We start from the raw sequence: 22,210 nt of genomic DNA, 5'->3' as shown, positions 1-22,210 counted from the left end.
TTGCGCAATTGCGAAAGTAACATCAGTTAAAACGAAAGAAATGCGAATGTCAAACGAATGTTTTCGCAGATCGCTCCCGGAAGCGTTTTCGGAAGAAAATGACCAGAGGCTTTCCCAGGAATGCTTGAAAATGAAGCACTCAGGCACCGAGCGCCTAACGCGATCTGCCACTGGTTTCGATTAGTTTCACATTGTTTTCGAGACACAGATTGCGGATCGACGGCAGCGGACAATAGTCGGTGATGAAGGTATGAACTTGGGAAAGCTGGCCGATCCTGACCGGCGCGGTGCGTTCGAACTTCGTCGAATCGGCGACGAGGATGACATGCCGGGCATTGGCGATAATCGCCTGGGCGACTTTCACCTCGCGAAAATCGTAGTCGAGCAGCGCCCCGTCGATATCGATCGCAGACGCGCCGATCACGGCGTAGTCGACCTTGAACTGGCGGATGAAATCGACGGCCGCTTCGCCGACGATGCCGCCGTCCGAACCTCGCACGACCCCGCCGGCGATCACCACCTCGATCGCCGGGAACAGCCGCAATCTATTGGCAACGTTGATATTATTGGTGATCACCATCAGCTCGTGATGATTGGCGAGCGCCTCTCCCACCGCCTCGGTCGTCGTGCCGATATTGATGAAGAGCGAGGCTCCGCTTGGGATTAGGTCGACTGCCGCAAGACCGATCGCCTGCTTCTCGGAGGCGGCAATCTGCCGCCGCGCCTCGTATTTGACGTTCTCCGTCCCGCTCGGGAATGTCGCGCCGCCATGGATGCGCGTCAGCACCTGCGCATCGCAGAGATCGTTCAGATCCTTGCGGATCGTCTGCGGCGTCACCGAAAAACGGGCGGCGAGCTCCTCGACCAGAACCCTGCCGCTCGATTTCGCAATCGCCACGATTTCAGTTTGTCGGTCGGTCAAGAACATAGGCGCCCCTTTCGATCTGCTTTCGTTTTGAAAGAAAGCGAAGGGCGACGCAATGCTTATTTGTCGGTGGCCGGCTTCAATACGCCGAATGTGGCGCGCCGCCGCGTCAGGTGCGGTTACCGCTTCCGCATCACGTTGACAACGACCACGCCGAGGATCGCCATGACCCCGCCGACGGCACCCAGCACCGTCGGCACCTCGCCGAGCCAGACGAAGCCGATCAGCGTTGCGACCGGCGGGACGCCGTAGAGGAAATTCGCAGCGCGCGCGGCCAACAGCCGCTTCAATGCGATGGCCCAGGTAAGATAGCCGATCGCGGTCGGGAAGATGACGAGGTAGGCGACACCCCAGTTCACTTCCGCCGGTGCTGCCGCCAGAGCCCGGACCGTCGCCGGAACTGCCGGAAAGAGCGGCACGGAGCCGATCAGCAGGATCCAGGCGGTGACGGCAAGCGCCGGCAGCCGGCCGAGGATCGGCTTCTGCAGCACGCTGGCGATCGCCGAGCAGAGTGCGGCACCGAGGATGAGCACGGCGTTCGGATCAAGCTTGAAGCCGCCGTCGGACGCGACCGCGATCACCGCCACACCGCCGAAGGAAACCGCAGTGCCCACCCAGCCCCAGCGGCCGAAACGCTCGCCGAGCGCGAATGTCGCGATGAGCGCGGTGAAAACGGGCATGGTGTTGATGATGAAGCTCGCCGGTCCCGCCGCAACGGTCTGCTCGCCGGTGTTCAACAGCACCGCATAGGCGGCGATGAAGAGCACGGCGGCAACCGAGAGGCGTAGGACATCGCGTTTTTCCGGCATCGGCCGGTAGATGGCGAGATAGACAAGGGCAAGGACCCCAGCCGCCACATAACGCGCCGTCGCCAGTTCGATCGGCGTCAGCGGCCCAAGGCAGATACGGATCACCACGAAAGAAGAAGCCCAGAAGAGGATGGTGACGACGATCGCCGCAAAGGCCACAAAATCGAACGTACCTTGTTGTTTCGCCGAAACCGGTGTGCTTGCCGCCATGCTCATTTTCGCCTCCATCTATCCTTTGCGACAATGAATTAAGCCTTCGATGCGTGCTTGAAAAGCATCGCAATCGATGATCAAATGTGCGTATGGTTCACAGCTCGCCCGTGCTTCCGCCGCTCGATACCCTCGAGACCTTTGCCCGCGCCGCCCGGCTCGGATCGTTTTCCGCCGCCGCCGAGGAAAGCGGCATCACCCATGGCGCCGTATCGCGACAGGTCTCACGGCTGGAGCGCTGGATGGGTGTGCGCCTGTTTGCGCGCGAAGCCCGCGGCGTCCGCCTGACGCCGGAGGGCATGCGGTTTTTCGCGCGCGCCGAGGAAGCGCTCTCCCTGCTCGGCAACACCGGCGAACGCTGGCTGCCCCGGCCCAGCAAGGCGGTGGTGCGCCTTTCTGTAACGCCGTCGGTCGCTTCGTTGTGGCTGTTCCAGCGCCTGCCGAAGCTCGAAGGCGACGAGCTGCATGTCGAACTGACGCTCGAACACCGGCTGGCCGATTTCGGCGAAGGCACGGATCTCGCCATTCGCTGTGGCAAGGGGCCATGGGCCGGCGTGCGCGCGCTGCCGCTCTGGCAGGAGAAATCCTTTCCGATCGCCGCCCCTGTCCTGGCGGAGCGGCTCGGACAACGCTCCGATGCCCTTTCGCTGCTCGATCTGCCGATCCTTCACGATTCGAATATCGAAGGCTGGCGCCGCTGGCTCGCGCGCGAGGGTATCGACTATATCCCGCGCGGCCAGGACCGGCGCTTCGAAGACTACAATCTGGTAATCGATGCCTGCGCCCAGGGACTGGGCATCGCGCTTGCCCGCCCGCCGCTCTCGGATGCGGCGCTGACCGCAGGGCGCATCGTCAAGGTGTCGGAGCGCACGCTCGACAACAACGTGGCCTTTCACCTGATCCGCCCGGACGATGCGCTTCGAAGCCCGGCCATCGAATTTGCCGGGCGCTTCCTGCGCGAGGCCGGCCATGACGAGGAGACGATCGCCGCCTTCATCGCGCCCGGCCGGGCGAAAACCTAGTTGTTTAGCCCCGGCATTTGATGGATGGGATCGATGATGAATCGATCCGGTTTAATGTTCACCCAAGGTCGTCCGTCATCCGAGGCATGGATGACGGCAGCCGAGCAATGTCCATCACGTCGTGATCCGGCTTTCGACGAGGGGGCGCCCGCCGCGATCCGGCGGGGCGCGTCAAAGACCCGTCAGTTCGTCGGGGTGAGCGTCATCGATGCGCTGCCGGCGGCAACGTTGAGGCCGAGCTGGCCGGTCAGGCTGACCGTCTGCAGATGGATCGAGCCGGAGGTGCCCCCGACCAGGAGATTGGCGCCGACGCCGGCGCCGAGTGTTGCTTCGGCGGTGGCGCCGACATAAAGGCCGGCAAGCGATCCGCGATGATAACCGGCCGTCGGCGCGAACACGGCCCAGATCAGGCGGCTGCGCGTGGTGAAGCCGAGGTCGATGCCGAGCTTTCTGACTTCGCCGGTATAGCGATCAAGAAGCTCATTGCCGACGGTCGACTGAAAGATGCAATCGGCTTCCTTGGATGAACCGAGCACATAACCCGTGCCGCCGCCGATATCGCAGGTGAGATAGCCGATTTTCACGCCGTTGCGCAGGTCCGGCTCTTCATATGTCTTCGTGACGAGGTCGGCGGCACTTACCGCCCCCGCGCCGGCAATAGTCAGCGATACCGCGGCAAACGCCGTCGCAAGAGTTTTATTCATAAGTCTCTCCTTCTCAAATCGTGACGGGAGCATATACCCGGCTGCCCGACATCAGATAACGGACGGAACCGCAAAACGATCCCAAACCGGCGCCATTTCCGCATCGCATGTGAAAGCGCATGGAGGGGCGCAAGCGACAACAGGTTTACGGTTCGACCCGCTTTAGGACATTTCGAAGGCACCGTGCCGCAACCCAAGCCAATTGACGATCTTGTCCGGCATGGTTGCAGAAAAGGCACGGTTTCGATCGGCCCGGCAGTCGGCCCGGGTCCGGCGCATGCCAGCCCTGTCGATCAGATACTGTCGTCGATGATCGCTAAGGTTGCCACACCGGATGTATAGCAGTAGTATTCGGAAGCTTCCCCCCTGCAGAGGCCATCGCAGGGAGAAACAAAGGGCATTGTCCGGCGTTGCCGTAGAATTTCTGCATGTTCTTCCGGTGTTCTGTTTTCACTTTGACAGCAATGCCGCGTGAAATTCGTGACCCATACCCAGAAGATTATTTTTGCCGGGACCGCACAACAGCACGCCCGCCGATCTCTATTTGAAGTGGCGGCGTATAGTTCACCGAGAGGGAAAAATGCGCATTCGCACAACCATCATGCTGGCGGGAAGCCTGGCCATTTCAGCCTGTCAGTCCGGGACAACGTCACAGGCCGTCTCGGATCGGAATTCTGAATTCGGATGTATTGCCGGCACCGTCGGCGGCGCGATCGTCGGCGGTCTGATCGGCAGCACGATCGGGGCCGGCACCGGCCAGGTGCTCGCCATCGGCGGCGGCATAGCCGGCGGCGGTTTCGTCGGCAATCGCCTGACTTGCAAATGATTGGGGAGGATTGAACAATGAAAACCTTGGCTTTGGTGACGGCAGTCATATTGTGTCAATATGCCGATGCACTCGCCCAGCAGCCCGCATCCCAGCAACCCGCCTCGATGTATCAGGGGCAGATGGACCGGCTCGACGCCAACTCCAGCAAGACGGTCGATCGTTCCGAATATGAAGCCTTCATGGGCACGGCCTTCGGAAATCTCGACAAGAACAAGGACGGCAGCCTGCAGGCCGGCGAAACGGCGCAAATCCTGACCGTCGAGCAATTCACCCTGACGGATACGAACCGCGATGGGCGCATCAGCAAGAGCGAGTTCATGCAACGGGTGATGGCCGATTTCGCAACGGCGGACCGGGATCAGAACGGCAATCTTCAATAAATGAAAAACCCGGCGGATGCGTTTCGCCGGGTTCTTATACGTGATCCGTCGGCACTATACTCTTCGCATGAAGCGCATGACGAGCGATACGACGAACAGCACCAGGAAAATGAAGAACAGAACCTGGGCGATGGAAGCTGAAGCCCCAGCGATGCCGCCAAATCCGAGGACGCCGGCAATCAAGGCCACGACGAGAAATACCAAAGCGTAGTAAAGCATCGCGATCTCCTCTTACGTTGCTGCGCTAATAACGGAGACTGCCCACTTTTGGTTCCCTGCCCGTCTCACAACCGGCGCGGGGAGCGCCGCACCGACTTCTGTTCAGCCGAACTGAAACGCGCCGCTATACATCCGGTCGCCTTCATTCGGCTCCGGAGGCTCGGCCGCCTCGAGATAGGCCTTGAGCGGCCCCGTCAGCACGAACCAGATGCTCGCACCGAGCATGAAGGAGGCTCCTATCGGGTCGTCGATGCGGGCAATGAAGGGAAGGCAAGCGGCTGCGAACAGCACGATGATCCGCACCGACCACTCCGCCTCGCGTTTGGTGACGGCACGCGCTCTCAGGGATTTGTATTCCCGAGCGCCGTAGACATTTTTCCCCGCCTTCACCACCGAAAGCAGTTTACGTGCGGAAGGCAGGGCCAACATGATCAGCGCGACAACGCTGAGCGCGAAAGGCCTGCCGGCCATGACTTGTCCGCTCGCGATCAGGAGAAGGGAGAGCACGGCAAGGTTCCACGTCGGCTCCAGCAGCTCCGGCGGCTGGCCCGTGCGGCTGTGCCAACTCCGTAGCAAGGTTGCCGCACCGTTCAATAACGGCTGATCGATGTAACGATTGATCCAGTCCATGCCGATGCGCCCGCCCCGATTGTCTGAAGAGGGTCCCGAACACCACGGAATTGGGTCATCATCGTGGCAAGCGGTCGCAATAACGGCCGAAGCTGTTCTTCGCTCACGCGAACCGGCATGCGGCTAAGCCAGTTCCTGCGCGACTTTCCAGGCATGGCCCGACGAATCCGCGAAGGCCGCGGTGCGGCGTCCCCACGGCCGATCGACGGGACCGGGCACCTCAAAAACAGCCGTCAGCTCCGCAGGCCGGGCGCCTCATGGCCGGTGCGCGCTACATATTCGGTGTAGCCGCCGCCATACTGGTGGATGCCGTCAGGCGTCAGCTCCAGAACGCGGTTGGAGAGCGCCGCCAGGAAATGCCGGTCGTGCGAGACAAACAACATGGTGCCCTCATATTGAGAGAGCGCCTTGATGAGCATTTCCTTGGTGTCGAGGTCGAGATGGTTCGTCGGCTCGTCGAGCACAAGCAGGTTCGGCGGATCGAACAGCATCATGGCCATGACCAGCCGGGCCTTTTCACCGCCCGAAAGCACCCGGCACCTTTTCTCCACATCGTCGCCGGAAAAGCCGAAACATCCGGCAAGCGCGCGCAAAGGCCCCTGCCCCGCCTGGGGGAAACGGTCTTCCAGCGATTGGAAGACGGTGCGTTCGCCGTCGAGAATGTCCATGGCGTGCTGGGCGAAGTAACCCATCTTGACGCTGGCGCCGAGAGCGACGCTGCCCTGATCGGGCGCGGTCGTGCCGGTCACCAGCTTCAGCAGCGTCGATTTTCCGGCGCCGTTGATGCCCATGATGCACCAGCGCTCCCTGCGCCGCACCATGAAATCAAGCCCCTCATAGATGCTTCGGCTGCCGTATTTCTTATGGACGTTCTTCAGGTTGACCACGTCTTCACCGGAGCGGGGCGCCGGCTGGAATTCGAAGGCGACCGACTGGCGGCGCTTGGGCGGCTCGACCCGGTCGATCTTCTCCAGCTTTTTCACGCGGCTCTGCACCTGCGAGGCATGCGATGCGCGCGCCTTGAACCGCTCGATGAACTTGATTTCCTTGGCGAGCATCGCCTGCTGGCGTTCGAACTGCGCCTGCTGCTGCTTTTCGTTCTGCGCCCGCTGTTGCTCGTAGAATTCATAGTCGCCGGAATAGGAGGTCAGCGAACCGGCGTCGATCTCGAGGATCTTGTTGACGATGCGGTTCATGAATTCGCGGTCGTGCGACGTCATCAGCAACGCGCCTTCATAGCCCTTCAGGAACTCCTCCAGCCAGATCAGGCTTTCGAGATCGAGATGGTTGCTCGGCTCGTCGAGCAGCATGACGTCGGGACGCATTAGCAGGATGCGGGCAAGCGCCACGCGCATCTTCCAGCCGCCCGACAGCGCACCGACGTCGCCGTCCATCATCTCCTGGCTGAAGCTCAGGCCCGCCAGCACTTCGCGGGCGCGCCCGTCGAGCGCATAGCCGTCCAGTTCCTCATAACGGGCCTGCACCTCACCGTAACGCTCGATGATCTCTTCCATGTCGCCGGCCCGGTCGGGGTCGACCATGGCGGCTTCCAACTCCCTCAGCTCGGCGGCAACGATACTGACCGGGCCTGCGCCATTCATCACCTCGGCGACGGCGCTGTGGCCGGCCATTTCGCCGACATCCTGGTTGAAGTAGCCGATCGTGACGCCCTTCTCACAGGAGACCTGGCCCTCGTCGGGCTGCTCTTCGCCGTTGATCATCCGGAAGATCGTCGTCTTGCCGGCGCCGTTCGGACCGACGAGACCGATCTTCTCGCCCTTGTTGAGCGCTGCGGAAGCCTCGATGAAGAGGATCCGGTGACTGAGCTGCTTGCTGATATTCTCGATACGAATCATGATGTGCGCTAGGCCTGAAAGAAAGTTACGGCGCCCTTACCACGCGGGGAAACGGCGGGCTAGGTCCGTTGCTGACCCTCTCGATCTCCGAGTGCGGATTGGATAATGTTGTCGCATACGCTGACAAGGAATCCGTGCCGATGAGCGTTCGCCCGCCGCAGTCTTTCAGACAATCCCAGCAGGACAGGAACGGCTTCAACGTACTCGAATACGAGTTGATGTCGGAACGCGCCGATTCACTCGGGCGTCACGGGCTGAAGGTGGAGGCCGCACTCGCCGCCCTGAAAGCCTGGACTGGCGAGCGCCAGAGCGCCGGGGAACGCGAGAGACTTCTCAATGAAGCCTCCGATGCGGTCTGGGCATTCTTCATCCAGCGTGAGATCTGCGGATTGAGAAACAACCGCGACGCCATTCAGCGCTATGAAATTCCGAATGAAGTGATCGCGAGATTGGGCGCGATGCGGAAGTAACGAATGAGCGCCGACTGGCGTGTGATTATGACCCTCACCGATTGAGTGGAAATCACCGGTGCGGAAAAGAGATGACTTGGTACCAACCTACGAAAGGGAATTGCGATGCCAGCCTCAATCCGGATCGGCAATCAGGATCTCACCGTCGATGTCTCCTCCCTCGGCGCCGAGATGCAGGCGCTTACATCAAGCGACGGACGCTCCTGGCTATGGACGGGCGACGCCGCCTTCTGGACCGGACGCTCGCCGATCCTGTTTCCGATCGTCGGCAAGGCGCCGGACGACAAGGTTGCGATCGATGGCACGGTCTATCCGATGGCTCAGCATGGTTTTGCCCGCCGCAGCGAGTTTACCCTCGCGACGTCGACGGCAACGATGTGCCGGTATGAGCTGGCCGCCTCGGAGAGTACCCGGGCGGTCTATCCATTCGATTTTCTGCTGGCCGTGGAGCATGCGGTGGAAGGCCGGGCGCTGACGGTCAGCGCCGAGGTGACCAACCGCGACCGGAAGACAATGCCCTTCGGGCTTGGATTCCACTCCGCCTTCGCCTGGCCGTTGCCCGGCGCTACCGGGCGCGCCCACATCATCACGCTCGACAATCAGGGCGAGCCGGAGCTCGTGCGGCTGGCGGGCGGCCTTATCAACCCCGCAGCGCTGCCTTCGCCGTTCCATGCCGGACGTCTGGTTCTGGATCACGCGATGTTCGAGCAGGATGCGATGATCTTCCCCAAGGGTGCGGGCGGAGGGCTGCGCTACGGCGCCGAAGGCGGGCCGAGCCTGCGGTTCCGCTTCGAAAACCTGCCCAACCTCGCTCTCTGGACCAAGCCGGGCGCGCCCTTCCTCTGCGTCGAGCCATGGCATGGCACGGCTGCGCAAGCCGGGGCTTCGAGCGAGCTGTCGCAGCGGCCTTCGACGACGCTGCTTGCACCGGGCGCTGTTGCGCGTTTCGCCTTCACGGTCGAGATCGGCCAGTAGCGTTCACGAGTGAAGCCCTCCTTCGCATGTGAAGTGCAAAGGAGGGCTTTCTTCGTACGGAGGATCTTCCTGCCGCGTCCGGCGGGTTTCAATGGACGCCCGCACCGCCGCCGGCCTGCGGCCTTTTGGTGAGGAGCAGGGCAACCGCCGCCACTGCAAGCACCACGCCGATGACAGCAAAAGTATCGCTGAAGCCCAGGATCAATGCCTGGCGCTTGACGACCTGACCGATCGCGACGACCGCCTTCTGCGATGCGACAGCCGGATCGGTGACGCCATGCTGGATGAAGTAGCCGGTAAGCTTGCCCAGGCGATCGCGAACTTCGTCACGGCTCAGCGAGATCGACTGGCCGATGATATTAGAATGGAACTGTTCGCGCTTCGTCAGGATGGTGCCGAGCGAAGCGGTGCCGACCGCGCCGCCAAGATTGCGCAGCATGTTGGTGAGGCCAGAGGCGGCGGCGGCATCTGATGGAGCAATGCCGGCCGTCGTGATAGCGGTGATCGGCGTCAGCACCAGGGCCTGGCCGATGGCACGGACAATATTCGGGATCCAGAACTGGTCGCCGGCATTGTCAGCCGAAAGCATGATGTTCATGAAGCAGCTGATCGCAAAGATCGAGATGCCGAGGAAGCCGATATAGCGGGCGTCGAAACGCTTCATGAGAACAGGCACAAGCGGAATGAGCAACAGCTGCGGCAGGCCGGTCCAGGCGAGCACGTTGCCGATCTGCTCGGCATTATAACGCTGCACCTGGCCGAGATATTGCGGCAGGATATAGACTGTACCGAAGAGCGCGACGCCGACCAGAACGTTGACCAGCACGCCGATACCGAAATTGCGCTGGGTGAGCAGCCGCAGCTTGACCAACGGCTTCTTGACCGTCAGCTCGATCCAGATGAAGGCAGCGAGAAAGACGAAGGCGACGATGCTGAGCTTGATGATGAAGGGCGAAGAGAACCAGTCGTCCTTGTTGCCTTCTTCCAGCACTGTCTGCAGCGCCGAGAGGCCGATCGCCATGGTAAAGATGCCGGCCCAGTCGCCTTCCTTCAGAAGATGAAGCTGCATCGGCTGCTTTTCCAGCGTCAGCGCGAGAGCCGCCGCCATGATGAGGCTCGGGATCGTGTTGATGAAGAAGATCGTTTGCCAGCCGTAATTCTCGGTCAGGTAACCGCCGATGGTCGGGCCGATGGCCGGAGCGAAAGTGACCGACAGGGCGAAGATGGCAAGGCCGAGCGGCTGCTGGCTCTTCGGCAGCTTGGTGAGAACCATGGTGAACGCCATGGGGATCAGCACGCCGCCTGCAAAGCCCTGCAGGCCACGCAACAAGATCATCGTGCCGAGATCGTGGGCGAAGGCACAGGCCATCGAAAACAGGGGGAAGAGGATGGAGTTGACGAGGATATAGCGGCGGAACGAGAAGACATTGCTGAAATAGGCCGTCAGCGGAATAACGACTATCTCGCCGATCAGGTAGGATGTCGAAATCCAGGCGCCGTTGTCGACGCCCGTGCCGATGCCGCCCTCGATGTCGAGGAGAGAGGCGTTGGTGATCTGGATGTTGAGGATCGCCATGAAGGCGCCGATCATGCCGGCGAGAACGGCGATCCATTCCTTGGTGCCGGCGCCCGGCTGCGATATGGGGGCGGCTGTTGCTGCGATAGTGGACATGACACGATCTCCCAATCCCCGCGCTTAACTGCGGTCGGCATCGGCCTTGGTGTCGATGCTCGGCTGAACGGACATGCCGGGTCGCAAGTCGCCTTTGGCGGCTTCGCCGTCCAGCACGATCTTGACCGGAATGCGCTGAACGACCTTGGTGAAGTTGCCGGTCGCGTTGTCGGGAGGTAGAAGCGCGAATTCCTGACCGCTTGCCGGAGCAAGGCTGTCGACACGGCCCCGATAGATGCGGCCCGGGAAAGTATCGACCTCGATATCCACCCGCTGGCCAGCGCGAACATCGGTCAGCTGCGTTTCCTTGTAGTTGGCGATCACATAGACCGCGCTCGTGGGTACAACCGACATCAGCTGTGTACCCGCCTGGACATACTGGCCGACCCGCAGCGTCCGGTTACCGACGGTCCCGTCGACAGGGGCGGTAATCGTTGCATAGGAGAGGTTCAGTTCAGCCTGATGCTGGACGGCCTGGTCATGGGCGAGCGTTGCCTTCGCCTGGGCGAGTTCGGCATTGAGAAGATCGACCTGCTTGACGGCGGCATCGAGGGCAGCATTGTCGCGTACAATCGTCGCCTGGGCGGCGGCGATGGCGGAAGCGGCCAGTTGCGCCGTCTGAACCGGCGCATAACCGCTGGTGGCGAGATTGGCGTAACGCTTGTTGTTCTGTTCCGCGAAGGTCTCGTTTGCCTTGTCGACCTCGACTGTGGCGCGAGCCGCGGCAATCGTCGACTGCTGAATATCCAGCGAGGCCTGCTTGGCATTGAGCGTCGCCTCGGCGGCGGCGACATCGGCCTTGGCCTGATCGAGAGCGGCACGGAAATCGCGATCATCGATACGTGCGAGCGGCTGACCCGCCTTGACCATCTGGTTGTCGCTGACGAGCACTTCCGCGATGTAGCCCGAAACCTTTGGTGCGACGGTCGTATTGTCGGCCTTCACATAGGCGTCGTCGGTGGAAATCTCGAAGCGGCCGGCGGTCCAGTAACTATGGCCGTAATAGCTGGCGGTGGCGACTAGGGCGATGGCGGTCGCACCCAGCAACAGTCCGCGGCCACGGCGCTTACGGGCGGGAGGCTCCAAAACGGCGGCAGCTTCGACAATGCGTGGCGTGTTGCCGGCATCAAGGGTTGCCGGCGCGGCTTCCGCCGTGGTTTCCGTGACAGGCGCGTTATTGTTCAGAGCCTGCAGCGTTTTGATGGACATTGCCTTTCTCCTGTTACTGGTCGCTGTCGCTACCGGCTGCGGCCTTCGAATTCACGTCAGCTTCACTTTAGGAAACTTGATATTTTCCAAAATATGCTCTATAAAATCGGTGTCAACAAGAATTTGGAAAATAGTCATGGTCCAAAATCACGAAATCGAGAAGAGGCCGCGAGGACGACCGCAAATCCGCTGCGATGACGATACGAGAAGCGTGATCATCGAGGCGGCCAACCGGCAATTCCACGAGAATGGTTATGCGGCGGCAAGCATCGCCGCGATCGCGCAGGAGGCGGGTGTTTCGACCAAGACGCTCTATCGGCTGTTTCCGACCAAGGCGGATCTCTTTTCCGAAATGATCATCGAGCGGACGGGGCGCTTCCTCATGTCGCTCGATCCCGGAACGCTTGCCGTAGCGGACCTCAGGCAAGGGTTGGAGCGCATGCTGATGGCCTATGGCATGCTGACGCTCTCACTGGACACCATCACCGTGACCCGGCTCGTCATCAGCGAGTCCGACCGTTTTCCCGAGATCGCCACCACCTTCTATGAGAAAGCGATCGTCAGGACCAACGCGCTGATGGAAGACTGGCTGCGCAGACAGATCGATCGCGGACTGATCGCGCTCGACGATCCACATGCCGCCTGCGGGATGCTCCGTGGGATGATGATCATGGAACCGCAGCGCGCAGCGATGCTGCGCCAGCAACAGCCGCCGGGGATCGAGGAGATCGCCGCGAGGGCGAAGATGTGCGCAAATCTGTTCCTGAAGGGTTGCGCGCTCTGAAGTGTCGCTTGGGCTCCAGAGCGCAATGATTTTCTATGCCGCGCGACGCCAACCCCCTCAGGTCGGCGGGGCATCCAGCGCATGCAGGATGCCACGAAGCTCGGCAAGGCCGCGCATGCGGCCAATGGCGGGGTAGCCGGGCGTGACCGTTTTGTCGAGATCGTCGAGCATGCGGTGGCCATGGTCCGAGCGGAAGACGATGGTGTTTTCCGCGCTGCGGCGGCGGTCTTCCGCAACCAGTTCGCGGAGAACCGCGACCATGTCGACATCACCTTCCAGATGCGCGCTTTCGTGGAACGTCCGACCGTCGCCTTCACGCGTCGTTGCGCGTAGATGAGCGAAGTGGATGCGCGAAGCGAACCGCCGGGCGATCGCCGGCAGGTCGTTATCGGCGCGTACGCCGAGGCTGCCAGTGCAATAACACATCCCGTTCGCCGCCGACGGCACCGCATCGAAGAGAGCGGCATAATCCTCGGCGGTCGAGGCGATGCGAGGCAGGCCGAAGAGCGAGCGCGGCGGATCGTCGGGATGCAGCGTCAGCTTGACGCCGCGTGCTTCTGCGGCCGGCGTCACGGCTTCGAGGAATTCGATCAGGTGCCGGCGCAGTCTTGCGGCATCGATGCCGCTGTAGGCGACGAGCTTTTCCCTGAAGGCCGGAATGGTAAGGGGCTCGGTCGTCGAGCCGGGCAGAGCCGAGGCGATGATGCGGGTGAGGTCGGCGACCTCCTCCTCGGACATGGCCTCGTAGACGACACGCGCCCGTTCTCGATCCTCCTCGGAATATTGCTGCGTCGCATCCGGCCGTTCCAGAATGAAGAGGTCGAAGGCAGCGAAACGCTCATGATCGAAGCGCATCGCGGTGGCCCCCGTCGGCGTCACGAAATCAAGGTCGGTGCGGGTCCAGTCGACGACAGGCATGAAATTATAGCAGACGATCGGGATGCCGCAGGCGGCAACCGCTTCGAGGCTGGCGATCCACGCCTCGATTTCGGCCTTCGCCTCTCCGCCCTTGCGCTTGACGGCATCGGGAATCGGGATGCTTTCGACGACTGACCAGACGAGCGGCGACCGGTCGCCAGGCGTCGTCTCGATCAGAGACTGGCGTTCACGCACTTCCTTCTCCGTCCAGGCCTGGCCGATCGGCACCTGGTGCAGTGACGAAACGATGTTGGTCGCGCCCGTTTGCCTGACATCATCCAGCGTAACCGGCGCTTCCGGCCCAAACCATCTCCAACCCTGCCGCATTCCTCTTCCTTTCCTCGCCTTTTTGCTTCGTGTGTGGGTCTGCCGTCAGCAGAAATAATCGGGGTAACGCGACCGCAATTCATCGACGTCAGGAATGACGGCGCTTAAGTGATGGATCATCGCATCGCGTGCCGCCGCCCCATCATGTGCGGCAAGCGCATCACGGATGATTGTGTGTTCTCGCACCACATTTTCCGCGCGTCCGAGCGCAGGCAGCGTCAGCCGTCGAGCCCGGTCGATCTGCACCTTGACCGTCTTCAGTATGGCCCAAATACCCGGATATCCTGCGATCTCAGCGACCGCCTCGTGGAAAGCCTCGTCCTCCTCATGGAAACTCGAGACATTGCCGGCCGCCGAATGCGCCTGCTGGCGGGCGATGATGGCATCGAGGCGGGCGATATCGGCGACGGTGGCCGTGAGGGCCGCGGTCTCCACGGTTACGCCTTCAAGCGCCTTGCGTACCACCACCGCCTCGGGAATCGCCGAGACCGGCACCCGCGACACGATGGTACTGGACTGCGGATAGATGTCGACCAGCCCGCTTTCGGAAAGCCTGAGCAAAGCCTCGCGCACCGGCGTGCGACTGACCCCGAAATCCTCGGCGATCCGTTTTTCCTGCAACGGCATGCCGGGTGGCATCCTGAGCGAGACGATATCGGCATGCAGGCGCTCGTAGATGGCGCCAGCCGTCGTGATACGGCGCAGCTTCCCGCCAACATCCTGCGATGCCGGATTTACGAAGACTGCTGATGCTATTGGCATGGAAATACCGCGCGATGACACCTTCTGGCATACTAGTATATCAATTGCACTGCCTTGCCAAGCTTGGCAGCAGTGGGGCTTAGCAGGCGCAAACGAACGGGCCTGCTTGCGTCCGTCAAAGGCGGCATATATACACCGGCAATAATCTCCAAAGTGGTATCACGGATGTTGAAGGCGTTTTCGGCGGCAAGGAAATACATCCCTCGCCGGATCAAATATCTGTTGCGAAAGCCTACGCCACCGACCACTGCTGTGCCTTTTGCCGGCCCGGTCGTGGTGCTGGGATCTGCGCCGAAATCCCACAAGCCGACCGGTCTCGATGGGACCTATCGCATCATCTCCGTCAACGCCTCGCAGCTCGCTCTTCAGTCCTGGGGCATCGACGCACCCGATGTCACGCTGATGGGCTATAACGAGGTCGAAGGCACCAATACGAGCGCGGTCGAGGTGAGACGCGTTCTCGCCGGGAAGCGCACGGGTGCACTTTATGTCCTCGCATGGCGGCATGGCCGGGAGCGCCTGGAAGCGGGTCTCAAAGCAATCGGCTATGGCTGCGACGAAGCCCACATCGTCGATCGCTACCAACGGATCGCCTTGCTGCACAAGGTCAGCGGACGCCTGAACCTTGAACTCGACGCCGAGACCAAATGTTCGAACGGCATCATCGCAGTGCTCTTTGCCCTCTATAACGGCGCGACGGCCGTGATCATCTCCGGCATCAATCCCCATTCGGCCGGCCACGTCTACAACGGCGTCAATCTGGCCCGCAAACATGTGCGCATGGACGCCGAGACCCTGGCACGGCTCGTCAGTCTCGGTTATCCCATCTACACAGCCGACCCGCAGGTCTCGGAGGCGATCGGCCTGCCACTCTGGCAGGGCATCGATCACGACGGCGTTCGGACGTAACCTTTACACGAGGGCCGCACCTAAAACGTGTTTTCTGCCGAAACCGGCCTTGGCGTCGCATCGACTCGCCATCTGTCATCGAATAGCGCGAATCCGCGCGGGGTTCTGGTTGCCGGAATACGACACCCGGCAAAAGCCGCGGATTGCGCCTCATTGGCGGCTTGACAGAGGAGATCGCGATCCTTAGCGAGGCAGGATCGACGCGCTCAGGACCGGCAAAGTGAAGTACTTCAAGCAACTCATGATAGAAGCGCTCTATCCCGGGAATGGGGCAAGGAATGCACTCGATCGAAACAATGGCATTTCGGTCTTTCTGTTTGCAATGCTTCCGGGTCTTTCGCCAAACGGGAATTCCATCATCCTCACCGTATCGATGGTGTGGGCCATCTTCTGTCTGGTGACGCGCCGTTTTTCCCTGAACCTGTCGAAATCCGACCGCCTGGTCGCCATCGGCATGTCGATCTACCCGCTGGTGATGATTACGAGCATATTCATCAATCCGCAACCCCTGGAAGGGCTCGGCTGGATTATCAGACTTCTGCCTTTCTTTTCGGTCTGGCTGATATTGCCGCGGATGCGCCAATCCGCGGACGGCCGCCTTGTGCCGCTCTTCATCCTCGGAGCAGGCATCGGCATGATCATCACCTTCTTCTTGAGTGTGTGGCAGATCCAGTTCGGTTTCGATCGGGCAGAAGGCGGCACGACGAACGCTGCCTTGCTGGGGGTCATCGGCGTGCTCTTCGCCGGCATTGCGCTTCTCAACCTTCAATCTCCCAAGAAAACCGAGCAAAGAGTAGCCGTCCTTGGCTATGCCGCCGGTCTAGGCTGCGTTCTGCTTTCAGGAGCCCGGTCGGCCTGGCTGGTCATCCCTGTCCACGCCATCATCTTTCTCTGGTATTTCAGCAGGCATCGTTTCCATTTCAGTTTGCGCAGCCTAGCCATCACGGGCTCCCTGTTGTTGTTTGGACTTCTCGCTCTAAGCAGCGCACAGATCCTGAACCGCATTCAAACATTTCAAGACAATCTGGCCACGCTTGACCGCAGCGATGGTGACGTTACATCGCTCAGCGCACGGCTCACCCTCTATAAGGGCGCCCTGTCGGCAATCGCCAAGGATCCGTTTACCGGCTATGGCCCGCAAAACCGGATGAGTACCGTTCTGGCAGAGGTTCCCGATGGCATAAGGCAGCAGGTGAGCTATACCCATGTCCACAACGGTTTTCTGACCGCGGCGATCGACGCCGGCGTCCTTGGTCCGGCCGCGCTTTCACTTATGCTCCTGACGCCCGTGGTCGGCGCGTGGAGGAAGGAAGCAGGACCAGGCCGGGATATTGCCATCGCGCTCGCTCTCCTGCTAGCGACAAGCTACACCATCACCGGCAGCTTTGGCATCATGTTCGGCCAGAAGGCATTGGATCCGATCTTCGCCTTTATCGTCGCCCTGATCTGCGTGGATCGCGGCAGCACGCATTTTGCTCCTGTCGTTCGGAGTTGACCTCCAGCAATCTCAGCATTTCCGCATTTACCGATGGAAATATTTGATTTTCTGGGGTTGACCCGTTGCGTTGCAAAACCCTGCAGCGGTTTTGCGGTGACGATATGCAGAAACCAAAGAGCTAGATGTTTGATCCCAATCTCTCGACTTGTCGGTGATCTTGTTACGCCGGGAACATGGAGGAAATGCCCATTTGCATCGACGAGGATACCATCATCCACGATTTTCCTGAGATGAAACACTGAGCGCGCTTTCTGCTTTTTCTGTTGATGTTTGCAAAGTCGCGATTGACAACGACATCCACACGATAGTCTTAGTGATCGTGGCCGCGGCTAACCGTGCGGTGGCGTCGTTCCGCGATGATCTTGTCGCTGCTGTCCATGCGGACGGCCTGTTGCAGGACTTTTAACCGTTCCTGCATCGCTTCGAATGCCCGGTGCTGTATCGGTGGCACACGGTTGATGAGACCCTGCTCTTGCCGGAGGATGGCATTGCGGCCGAAGCGTTCGTCCAGCGCCGTGCTGACAGCGGCGAACTCGCGGCGGATGTTGGCATCGAGAGAAGTGGCTGATGGACTCAGCGTACGACCGCTGCTCTTCGCCTCGTTGACCAGGCGCAGGAGCGCATCTTCCGCAGCCCCCGACAGACTGGGAATGGCGACCGCCATGCGCCGGCGCTCCTCGATGATGGCTTGGCGCTCGGCGTCGAGCAGGCTGGCATAGGCTGAGCCGAGCGAGCGCAGGCGCATTGCCGCCTCGGGCACCGCCTGCGCCGCCGCCTTCCGCTCCCGGCCGGAAGCGAGCAGCCGGTCCATCAGACGATTAGAGCCGCGCAACGCGCCATAGGCGGCCGGATCCTTGGTAATCGCAGCTGCAATGCGATCGGCGGCAAAGCCTTTCGCGAGCAGATCATCGATCTTGCCAACGACCTTCGCCGGATCACGCCAGATGGTTCTCGCGACGCTGGCCAGCGCCGCTCGCTGCTGGCGATAAAGAGGGCCGGCGAGAGCGCGAGATCTTGCCTCGTCGTCGACCGAAGTCTTGAACTCGGTGACGGCGGCGAGCATGGGTGGCACGGTGACGTTCTCCCTGCCTGACTCCATTGCGGGAACGGCACTGGCGCCGGCAACGATCTTCGAACGATCCCGCCGCTCGGCAAGATGCTGCTCCTCGGCGAAGCGCTTCACGGCCTCGAACAGCCGGATCAACTTCTCGCGTCTGATGCTCTCGAGGTCTTCCGGCATACGCTCGGCCATATTGCGTTCGGCGACCGCATCGGCCTTCGAGCTGAAGGCACGCCACCCGAAGCGTTCCGTCAGGGCCTCGCTGACGGCCTTGATCTCCTGCACGACGGCTAGGTCCTCGGCGGCAAACACGAAGGCGGTCTTGTAGGCATCGTCACCACCTTGCCTGCGCACCGCCTCGATCTCGACCAGACGCTTCAGCGCCGTTCTGGAAAGCCCCGGGACCGACAATGACATATGCGCACGGCGTTGTTGCTCGCGGCTTTCGAACCGCGCGGCGTTTCTGCGGAACTCCGTCGCATGGGCGCGGGCGAGTGGCAGCAGCTCCGGCAATGCCGCGGTCGCGACGTTGCGCTCATCGCGGGCGGCGCGACCTTCGATGATAAGCTCGGAACCCCGCAGGCGACCGAGCCGAGCCGGCGCGACAGCAAGATCGTCGGCAAGCCTGCGGGGTTCGACGCGCATATTCGATGCCAGGGCGTTCAGGGCGACAAGCGCCGCATCCGGGTCACGATAGATCTTTTCGAGAAGCGGCTGCAGGATCGCCTCCCGCTCCTTCCAGGCGGGCGAGGCAAGCTGTGCCCGTCGCGCATCTTCTTCCACGCTCCTGGCGAAGACGGTGGTGGGCGCGATCAGATATCGCCCGCGGCCGGCATCGTCGCCCGAGACCGTTTTCGTTTCGCTGCGCACTTCATTGTAGGAGACATGTCGTTCCCGCTCGATCGCAAAGCCGAGCGCAACGCTCGCCCTTTCCCAAAGCTTCGCCACCTGCTCCCTCTTTGCGGCAATCCACGCCAACTGCCGTCCAACGCCCTCCTCCATCCCGGCTGCAGCCAGGGCGAGATGATCAAGCCCGCGACGCCTGGCGAAGTCTTGCGCCTGCGCCCGGTACCCGGCCTCGCTCTCAAAATCGAGTGTCGTCGTCTTGGCGCCGGAGCGCGACAGGCGCTCCACCAGCGGCTTGAACAGTTCCGGCCGATGGCTTTCCTGCTCGAGGCGCTGCTGGCGGTCTTCGGCGGTCTCGACCCGTTTGGCCGTCCAGACGTTGCGGTCGACTTCTCTTTCCTCGAAGCGCTTCTGCCCGGTTTTCCCATCGACGATGGGAATCTGGACCTTCACCCGCTCCACGCCGTCCTTGCGCAGGGTCACCGTGTCGCCCGCGGAGACGCCACCCTCATCGAGCGCCTTCGGCAGGCTCACGCCCCAGAGACGATGGACGCTTCCGTCGTCGGTCTTCACGTCGGCATAAGGGCTATCGTCGGCATCCTCATCATTCGGCCGGAACTTGGCTTTTCCTGTTTCCACAAGCTCGCCGGTGACGCCGGCAGCATGATCGACATGCGGCTTGCGCTCCCATTCCGGCCGCGCTTCAAAGTCTTCCCTTGCGGCATAGAGATCGGCCCGGTCGCGATGCCGGGTCATCGACACATAGGTCAGGTGCTGGTCCATCATGCCGGTCGCCAGCACGAAAGTACGATCGACGGTGACGCCTTGCGACTTATGGATCGTCGCGGCATAGCCGTGATCGACATTGCCATAGCTCGCCTCGCTGATGACGACGTCGCGGCCATCGTTCAGGCGCACCGAAAGCAATGGATCGCCGCGCTTGTCGCCGGTCGAAATAACCGTGCCGAGCATGCCGTTCTTGACATATTGCGGGCCAAAATGCCTGGCGCGCGGCTCGAGGAACCGGGCGTTTTCCAGAAAGATGATGCGGTCGCCGGCAGCAAATTCACGCGGTCCACGGGCCGTCTGGAATTTCCGGGCGTCGGTCAGCGCGCCCGCGTCCGACATCACCGACCGCAGCGCTTCGTTCAGCCGTTTGACGTCATCGTTGGTGTGGGCGAGCACGAGAAGCTCGTCACCGCGAAGACGGCCATCATTGCCTGCCGCAACCGAGTCCTGGATCGCCTGCCGGCGCGCCGCAGTCCAGTCGCCGACAATCCGCCCGATAATGTCCTCCCGTGTCTCTGCCTCGACCAGATGACCCTGCTGGGCATAGGCGTCGAGGCCTTTGCCGGTCTCGCCGCGCGCAAAGAGCCGCGAAGCTTCCCGTGCCCACGTTGCACGCTGGCGGCGCACACCGGATAGCTCGGCAAAGCCGATCCGTTCGCTGATCGCCCGAAACGCAGCGCCCGCCTGGATCGGCTGCAGTTGCATAGCGTCGCCGACGAGGACGACTTTTGCACCAGCGTCTTCGGCGACCTTCAGCACGCGCGCCATCTGTTGCGACGACACCATGCCGGCTTCGTCGACGACAAGGACGTTGCCACGTTCGAGCAGGTCGCGGCCGCCTGCCCATGCCAGTTCCAAGGACGCCAGCGTGCGAGACCTAATGCCGGAACTGTCTTCCAGCCCCTCGGCCGCTTTCCCGGAAAGGGCTGCGCCGATCACCCGCCGGCCCTCGCTTTCCCAGGCGGCGCGTGCTGCGGCAAGCAGGGTCGACTTGCCGGCGCCGGCAAGGCCGACGACGGCGGCAATGCCACTCTCACCTGTGACATGACGGATGGCATCGACCTGTTCCGCATCGAGCTTAAGGGCTTTTTGCGGATCGCCGGTCTCGACGCTCTTAATGGCGGCCTCGACATGGCGAACCGAAACGCCAAAGCCGATACGCTTCGAGAGGATCTGCGCCGACTGCACCATGTCATATTCGATGCGAAGGATCTCGCGCGTGGTGAAGATGGCGGGTTCTGCGGCCTTGCCGGTTTCTGCATCGGCCTGCTGCGGCTTCAGCATGACCAGTTCGTCCGAGGCCATCAGCCGCGCGCGGATATTGGCGAAGTCGGCGGGATCATCGACATAGCGGTGCAGTGCCTTGGCGATGTCGCGCTCGTCGAAGGTGGAGCGTTCGTTCGAAAGCTGCTTCAGCAGCAGCGCGGGCTCGGCCAGCAGCCGGTCGGCCATCTCCTGCCGCCGGGCAAGATCGGCCGGCGCAAAATAGAGCTCCTTGCCCTTGCCCGAAAGCGCTGCCCTCCCCGGGCCAACATGCTTCTGCGCGATGCCATCGAGGCCCTGCTCGGCATAGGAGCGTCCGTCCAGCCTGATCTCGTGACCGGCCAGCGCCAGATGCCGGTTGGCTGTCTCCGCCCAGGCGATCTTCCAGACCTTCATCGTTTCCCTGTCGCCCGCCCAGACCCTATTGACAATTCTCCCGTTCGGACTGTCGGGCGTGACGACACGCAAGGGCTTCCCGTCTTCCCCCATGATCGTCACCCGCTTCCGGCCAAACCCCTCCTCCGCCAGTGGCCTCAACGTCGTCATTACATGGGCATGGGGATTGCCGTCCTTGTCATGGTAGACCCAATCAACCACCATGCCCCTCGCTGTGAGATTGTCCCGAACGAATTCGCGCACCAGTGCAATATTCTCCGCCCGCGTCAGTTCCTCCGGCAGCGCGATGATCAGCTCGCGGGCAAGCTGCGCGTTTCCCAGCGTCTCGAAGGCCTCCACAGCATTCCACAGCGCTTCGCTCGCACCAGCAACGGAAAGGCCGTCGATCGCCTCATGAAGCCAATTCGGAACACAGTCCGGCAGGGCAAGCTCCTCATGCACCAGATCGGAAGCGCCACCTCGATAGTTGAAGGAGGCGCCGACCTGCTCATCCATCATCCGGGTGCGATGACGATAGGCCGCAGCGGAAATGATACTGCGTCCCGCGCCCCTGCTGATCACCTGCGCTCTGATGAACATGATCGCCACTTCCGTCTCCACATCATCCGAGGACGTCGCGACAGCGACGTATATTGCGCCCTCAAACCGGTCGGACCGCAGGGCCGATGCCGCTTTTCCGGTTGCACGCTAGACTATTTTACTATTTTATTCCAGTTAGTATAATCGCATCGTTTCGATTATCTAAAAG

At 61.6% G+C, this 22,210-nt stretch carries 18 protein-coding genes and 2 pseudogenes; 8 read left to right on the top strand and 12 right to left on the bottom strand.

Annotated features, from left to right (window positions below; genetic code table 11):
• Positions 1-154: 154 nt before the first annotated feature.
• Together NE852_RS26760 and NE852_RS26755 are read right to left on the bottom strand one after the other, a co-directional pair.
• The gene (locus NE852_RS26760) at positions 155-928 is read right to left on the bottom strand and encodes a DeoR/GlpR family DNA-binding transcription regulator (RefSeq protein WP_008536403.1); all 774 of its coding nucleotides are present in this window, start codon (positions 926-928) and stop codon (positions 155-157) included.
• Between the two features lie 116 nt (positions 929-1,044).
• Positions 1,045-1,962, bottom strand: coding sequence for a DMT family transporter (locus NE852_RS26755; RefSeq protein WP_008536402.1), 918 nt, complete (start codon positions 1,960-1,962; stop codon positions 1,045-1,047).
• A 74-nt stretch (positions 1,963-2,036) separates the two neighbouring features.
• On the opposite strand from NE852_RS26755, the gene NE852_RS26750 reads away from it, so the two are divergent.
• Positions 2,037-2,966 carry a LysR family transcriptional regulator gene (locus tag NE852_RS26750; protein ID WP_258156956.1) on the top strand — a complete coding sequence of 310 codons (930 nt, stop codon included), beginning with the start codon at positions 2,037-2,039 and terminating at the stop codon, positions 2,964-2,966.
• Between the two features lie 182 nt (positions 2,967-3,148).
• On the opposite strand, the gene NE852_RS26745 is transcribed toward NE852_RS26750, so the two are convergent.
• Complete coding sequence (locus NE852_RS26745; protein ID WP_008536397.1) at positions 3,149-3,670, bottom strand: DUF992 domain-containing protein; 522 nt, start codon at positions 3,668-3,670, stop codon at positions 3,149-3,151.
• Between the two features lie 580 nt (positions 3,671-4,250).
• On the opposite strand from NE852_RS26745, the gene NE852_RS26740 reads away from it, so the two are divergent.
• Together NE852_RS26740 and NE852_RS26735 are read left to right on the top strand one after the other, a co-directional pair.
• The gene (locus tag NE852_RS26740) at positions 4,251-4,496 is read left to right on the top strand and encodes a membrane protein (protein ID WP_008536396.1); all 246 of its coding nucleotides are present in this window, start codon (positions 4,251-4,253) and stop codon (positions 4,494-4,496) included.
• 17 nt (positions 4,497-4,513) lie between these two features.
• Entirely contained in the window at positions 4,514-4,879 is a 366-nt protein-coding gene (locus NE852_RS26735) for an EF-hand domain-containing protein (RefSeq protein WP_258156955.1), read from the top strand.
• Positions 4,880-4,933: 54 nt separating this feature from the next.
• On the opposite strand, the gene NE852_RS26730 is transcribed toward NE852_RS26735, so the two are convergent.
• From NE852_RS26730 to NE852_RS26715, 4 genes and pseudogenes are all read right to left on the bottom strand, one after another.
• Entirely contained in the window at positions 4,934-5,098 is a 165-nt protein-coding gene (locus tag NE852_RS26730; RefSeq protein ID WP_003571841.1) for a DUF1328 domain-containing protein, read from the bottom strand.
• 102 nt (positions 5,099-5,200) lie between these two features.
• Positions 5,201-5,790 (bottom strand): annotated as a pseudogene (locus NE852_RS26725) (hypothetical protein).
• Between the two features lie 61 nt (positions 5,791-5,851).
• A pseudogene (locus NE852_RS26720) lies at positions 5,852-5,941 on the bottom strand (VOC family protein); the annotation flags it as partial.
• Between the two features lie 20 nt (positions 5,942-5,961).
• Positions 5,962-7,584 (bottom strand): ABC-F family ATP-binding cassette domain-containing protein, encoded by a 1,623-nt coding sequence (locus NE852_RS26715; protein ID WP_008536391.1) that lies wholly within the window; start codon positions 7,582-7,584, stop codon positions 5,962-5,964.
• A gap of 140 nt (positions 7,585-7,724) precedes the next feature.
• On the opposite strand from NE852_RS26715, the gene NE852_RS26710 reads away from it, so the two are divergent.
• Together NE852_RS26710 and NE852_RS26705 are read left to right on the top strand one after the other, a co-directional pair.
• The gene (locus tag NE852_RS26710; protein ID WP_008536390.1) at positions 7,725-8,054 is read left to right on the top strand and encodes a DUF6665 family protein; all 330 of its coding nucleotides are present in this window, start codon (positions 7,725-7,727) and stop codon (positions 8,052-8,054) included.
• A gap of 105 nt (positions 8,055-8,159) precedes the next feature.
• The gene (locus tag NE852_RS26705) at positions 8,160-9,029 is read left to right on the top strand and encodes an aldose 1-epimerase family protein (protein ID WP_008536389.1); all 870 of its coding nucleotides are present in this window, start codon (positions 8,160-8,162) and stop codon (positions 9,027-9,029) included.
• Between the two features lie 88 nt (positions 9,030-9,117).
• Here NE852_RS26705 and NE852_RS26700 read toward each other — a convergent pair whose 3' ends face one another.
• Together NE852_RS26700 and NE852_RS26695 are read right to left on the bottom strand one after the other, a co-directional pair.
• Positions 9,118-10,701: a DHA2 family efflux MFS transporter permease subunit gene (locus tag NE852_RS26700; protein WP_008536388.1), complete on the bottom strand. Its 1,584-nt coding sequence runs from the start codon at positions 10,699-10,701 to the stop codon at positions 9,118-9,120.
• A gap of 24 nt (positions 10,702-10,725) precedes the next feature.
• Complete coding sequence (locus NE852_RS26695) at positions 10,726-11,910, bottom strand: HlyD family secretion protein (protein ID WP_008536387.1); 1,185 nt, start codon at positions 11,908-11,910, stop codon at positions 10,726-10,728.
• A gap of 136 nt (positions 11,911-12,046) precedes the next feature.
• Here NE852_RS26695 and NE852_RS26690 point away from each other — a divergent pair, with 136 nt between their 5' ends.
• Entirely contained in the window at positions 12,047-12,694 is a 648-nt protein-coding gene (locus NE852_RS26690) for a TetR/AcrR family transcriptional regulator (protein ID WP_128623693.1), read from the top strand.
• Positions 12,695-12,751: 57 nt separating this feature from the next.
• Here the strand turns inward: NE852_RS26690 and uxuA are convergent, their stop codons facing one another.
• Both uxuA and NE852_RS26680 read right to left on the bottom strand, forming a co-directional pair.
• Complete coding sequence (gene uxuA / locus NE852_RS26685; RefSeq protein ID WP_258156954.1) at positions 12,752-13,939, bottom strand: mannonate dehydratase; 1,188 nt, start codon at positions 13,937-13,939, stop codon at positions 12,752-12,754.
• 45 nt (positions 13,940-13,984) lie between these two features.
• The gene (locus NE852_RS26680; protein WP_008536383.1) at positions 13,985-14,701 is read right to left on the bottom strand and encodes a GntR family transcriptional regulator; all 717 of its coding nucleotides are present in this window, start codon (positions 14,699-14,701) and stop codon (positions 13,985-13,987) included.
• A 165-nt stretch (positions 14,702-14,866) separates the two neighbouring features.
• On the opposite strand from NE852_RS26680, the gene NE852_RS26675 reads away from it, so the two are divergent.
• Together NE852_RS26675 and NE852_RS26670 are read left to right on the top strand one after the other, a co-directional pair.
• A complete protein-coding gene (locus NE852_RS26675) occupies positions 14,867-15,610 on the top strand; it encodes a hypothetical protein (RefSeq protein ID WP_037175567.1) in 744 nt (247 codons plus the stop codon).
• Between the two features lie 241 nt (positions 15,611-15,851).
• Positions 15,852-17,105, top strand: coding sequence for an O-antigen ligase (locus NE852_RS26670; RefSeq protein WP_008536381.1), 1,254 nt, complete (start codon positions 15,852-15,854; stop codon positions 17,103-17,105).
• Between the two features lie 313 nt (positions 17,106-17,418).
• Here NE852_RS26670 and traA read toward each other — a convergent pair whose 3' ends face one another.
• Positions 17,419-22,050 (bottom strand): Ti-type conjugative transfer relaxase TraA, encoded by a 4,632-nt coding sequence (traA, locus tag NE852_RS26665; RefSeq protein ID WP_258156953.1) that lies wholly within the window; start codon positions 22,048-22,050, stop codon positions 17,419-17,421.
• Positions 22,051-22,210: the final 160 nt, after the last annotated feature.

The sequence above is a fragment of the Rhizobium sp. Pop5 genome, from assembly GCF_024721175.1.
Lineage (GTDB): Bacteria > Pseudomonadota > Alphaproteobacteria > Rhizobiales > Rhizobiaceae > Rhizobium.
Note: the sequence above shows the minus strand (reverse complement) of the source record. Positions and strands in the feature narration are given on the sequence as shown.

Bases quoted from the DNA above. Each gene is read 5' to 3' on its own strand.
- NE852_RS26760 (WP_008536403.1), bottom strand. From the start codon at position 928: ATGTTCTTGACCGACCGACAAACTGAAATCGTGGCGATTGCGAAATCG.
- NE852_RS26755 (WP_008536402.1), bottom strand. From the start codon at position 1,962: ATGGAGGCGAAAATGAGCATGGCGGCAAGCACACCGGTTTCGGCGAAA.
- NE852_RS26750 (WP_258156956.1), top strand. From the start codon at position 2,037: ATGGTTCACAGCTCGCCCGTGCTTCCGCCGCTCGATACCCTCGAGACC.
- NE852_RS26745 (WP_008536397.1), bottom strand. From the start codon at position 3,670: ATGAATAAAACTCTTGCGACGGCGTTTGCCGCGGTATCGCTGACTATT.
- NE852_RS26740 (WP_008536396.1), top strand. From the start codon at position 4,251: ATGCGCATTCGCACAACCATCATGCTGGCGGGAAGCCTGGCCATTTCA.
- NE852_RS26735 (WP_258156955.1), top strand. From the start codon at position 4,514: ATGAAAACCTTGGCTTTGGTGACGGCAGTCATATTGTGTCAATATGCC.
- NE852_RS26730 (WP_003571841.1), bottom strand. From the start codon at position 5,098: ATGCTTTACTACGCTTTGGTATTTCTCGTCGTGGCCTTGATTGCCGGC.
- NE852_RS26715 (WP_008536391.1), bottom strand. From the start codon at position 7,584: ATGATTCGTATCGAGAATATCAGCAAGCAGCTCAGTCACCGGATCCTC.
- NE852_RS26710 (WP_008536390.1), top strand. From the start codon at position 7,725: ATGAGCGTTCGCCCGCCGCAGTCTTTCAGACAATCCCAGCAGGACAGG.
- NE852_RS26705 (WP_008536389.1), top strand. From the start codon at position 8,160: ATGCCAGCCTCAATCCGGATCGGCAATCAGGATCTCACCGTCGATGTC.
- NE852_RS26700 (WP_008536388.1), bottom strand. From the start codon at position 10,701: ATGTCCACTATCGCAGCAACAGCCGCCCCCATATCGCAGCCGGGCGCC.
- NE852_RS26695 (WP_008536387.1), bottom strand. From the start codon at position 11,910: ATGTCCATCAAAACGCTGCAGGCTCTGAACAATAACGCGCCTGTCACG.
- NE852_RS26690 (WP_128623693.1), top strand. From the start codon at position 12,047: ATGGTCCAAAATCACGAAATCGAGAAGAGGCCGCGAGGACGACCGCAA.
- uxuA (WP_258156954.1), bottom strand. From the start codon at position 13,939: ATGCGGCAGGGTTGGAGATGGTTTGGGCCGGAAGCGCCGGTTACGCTG.
- NE852_RS26680 (WP_008536383.1), bottom strand. From the start codon at position 14,701: ATGCCAATAGCATCAGCAGTCTTCGTAAATCCGGCATCGCAGGATGTT.
- NE852_RS26675 (WP_037175567.1), top strand. From the start codon at position 14,867: ATGTTGAAGGCGTTTTCGGCGGCAAGGAAATACATCCCTCGCCGGATC.
- NE852_RS26670 (WP_008536381.1), top strand. From the start codon at position 15,852: ATGATAGAAGCGCTCTATCCCGGGAATGGGGCAAGGAATGCACTCGAT.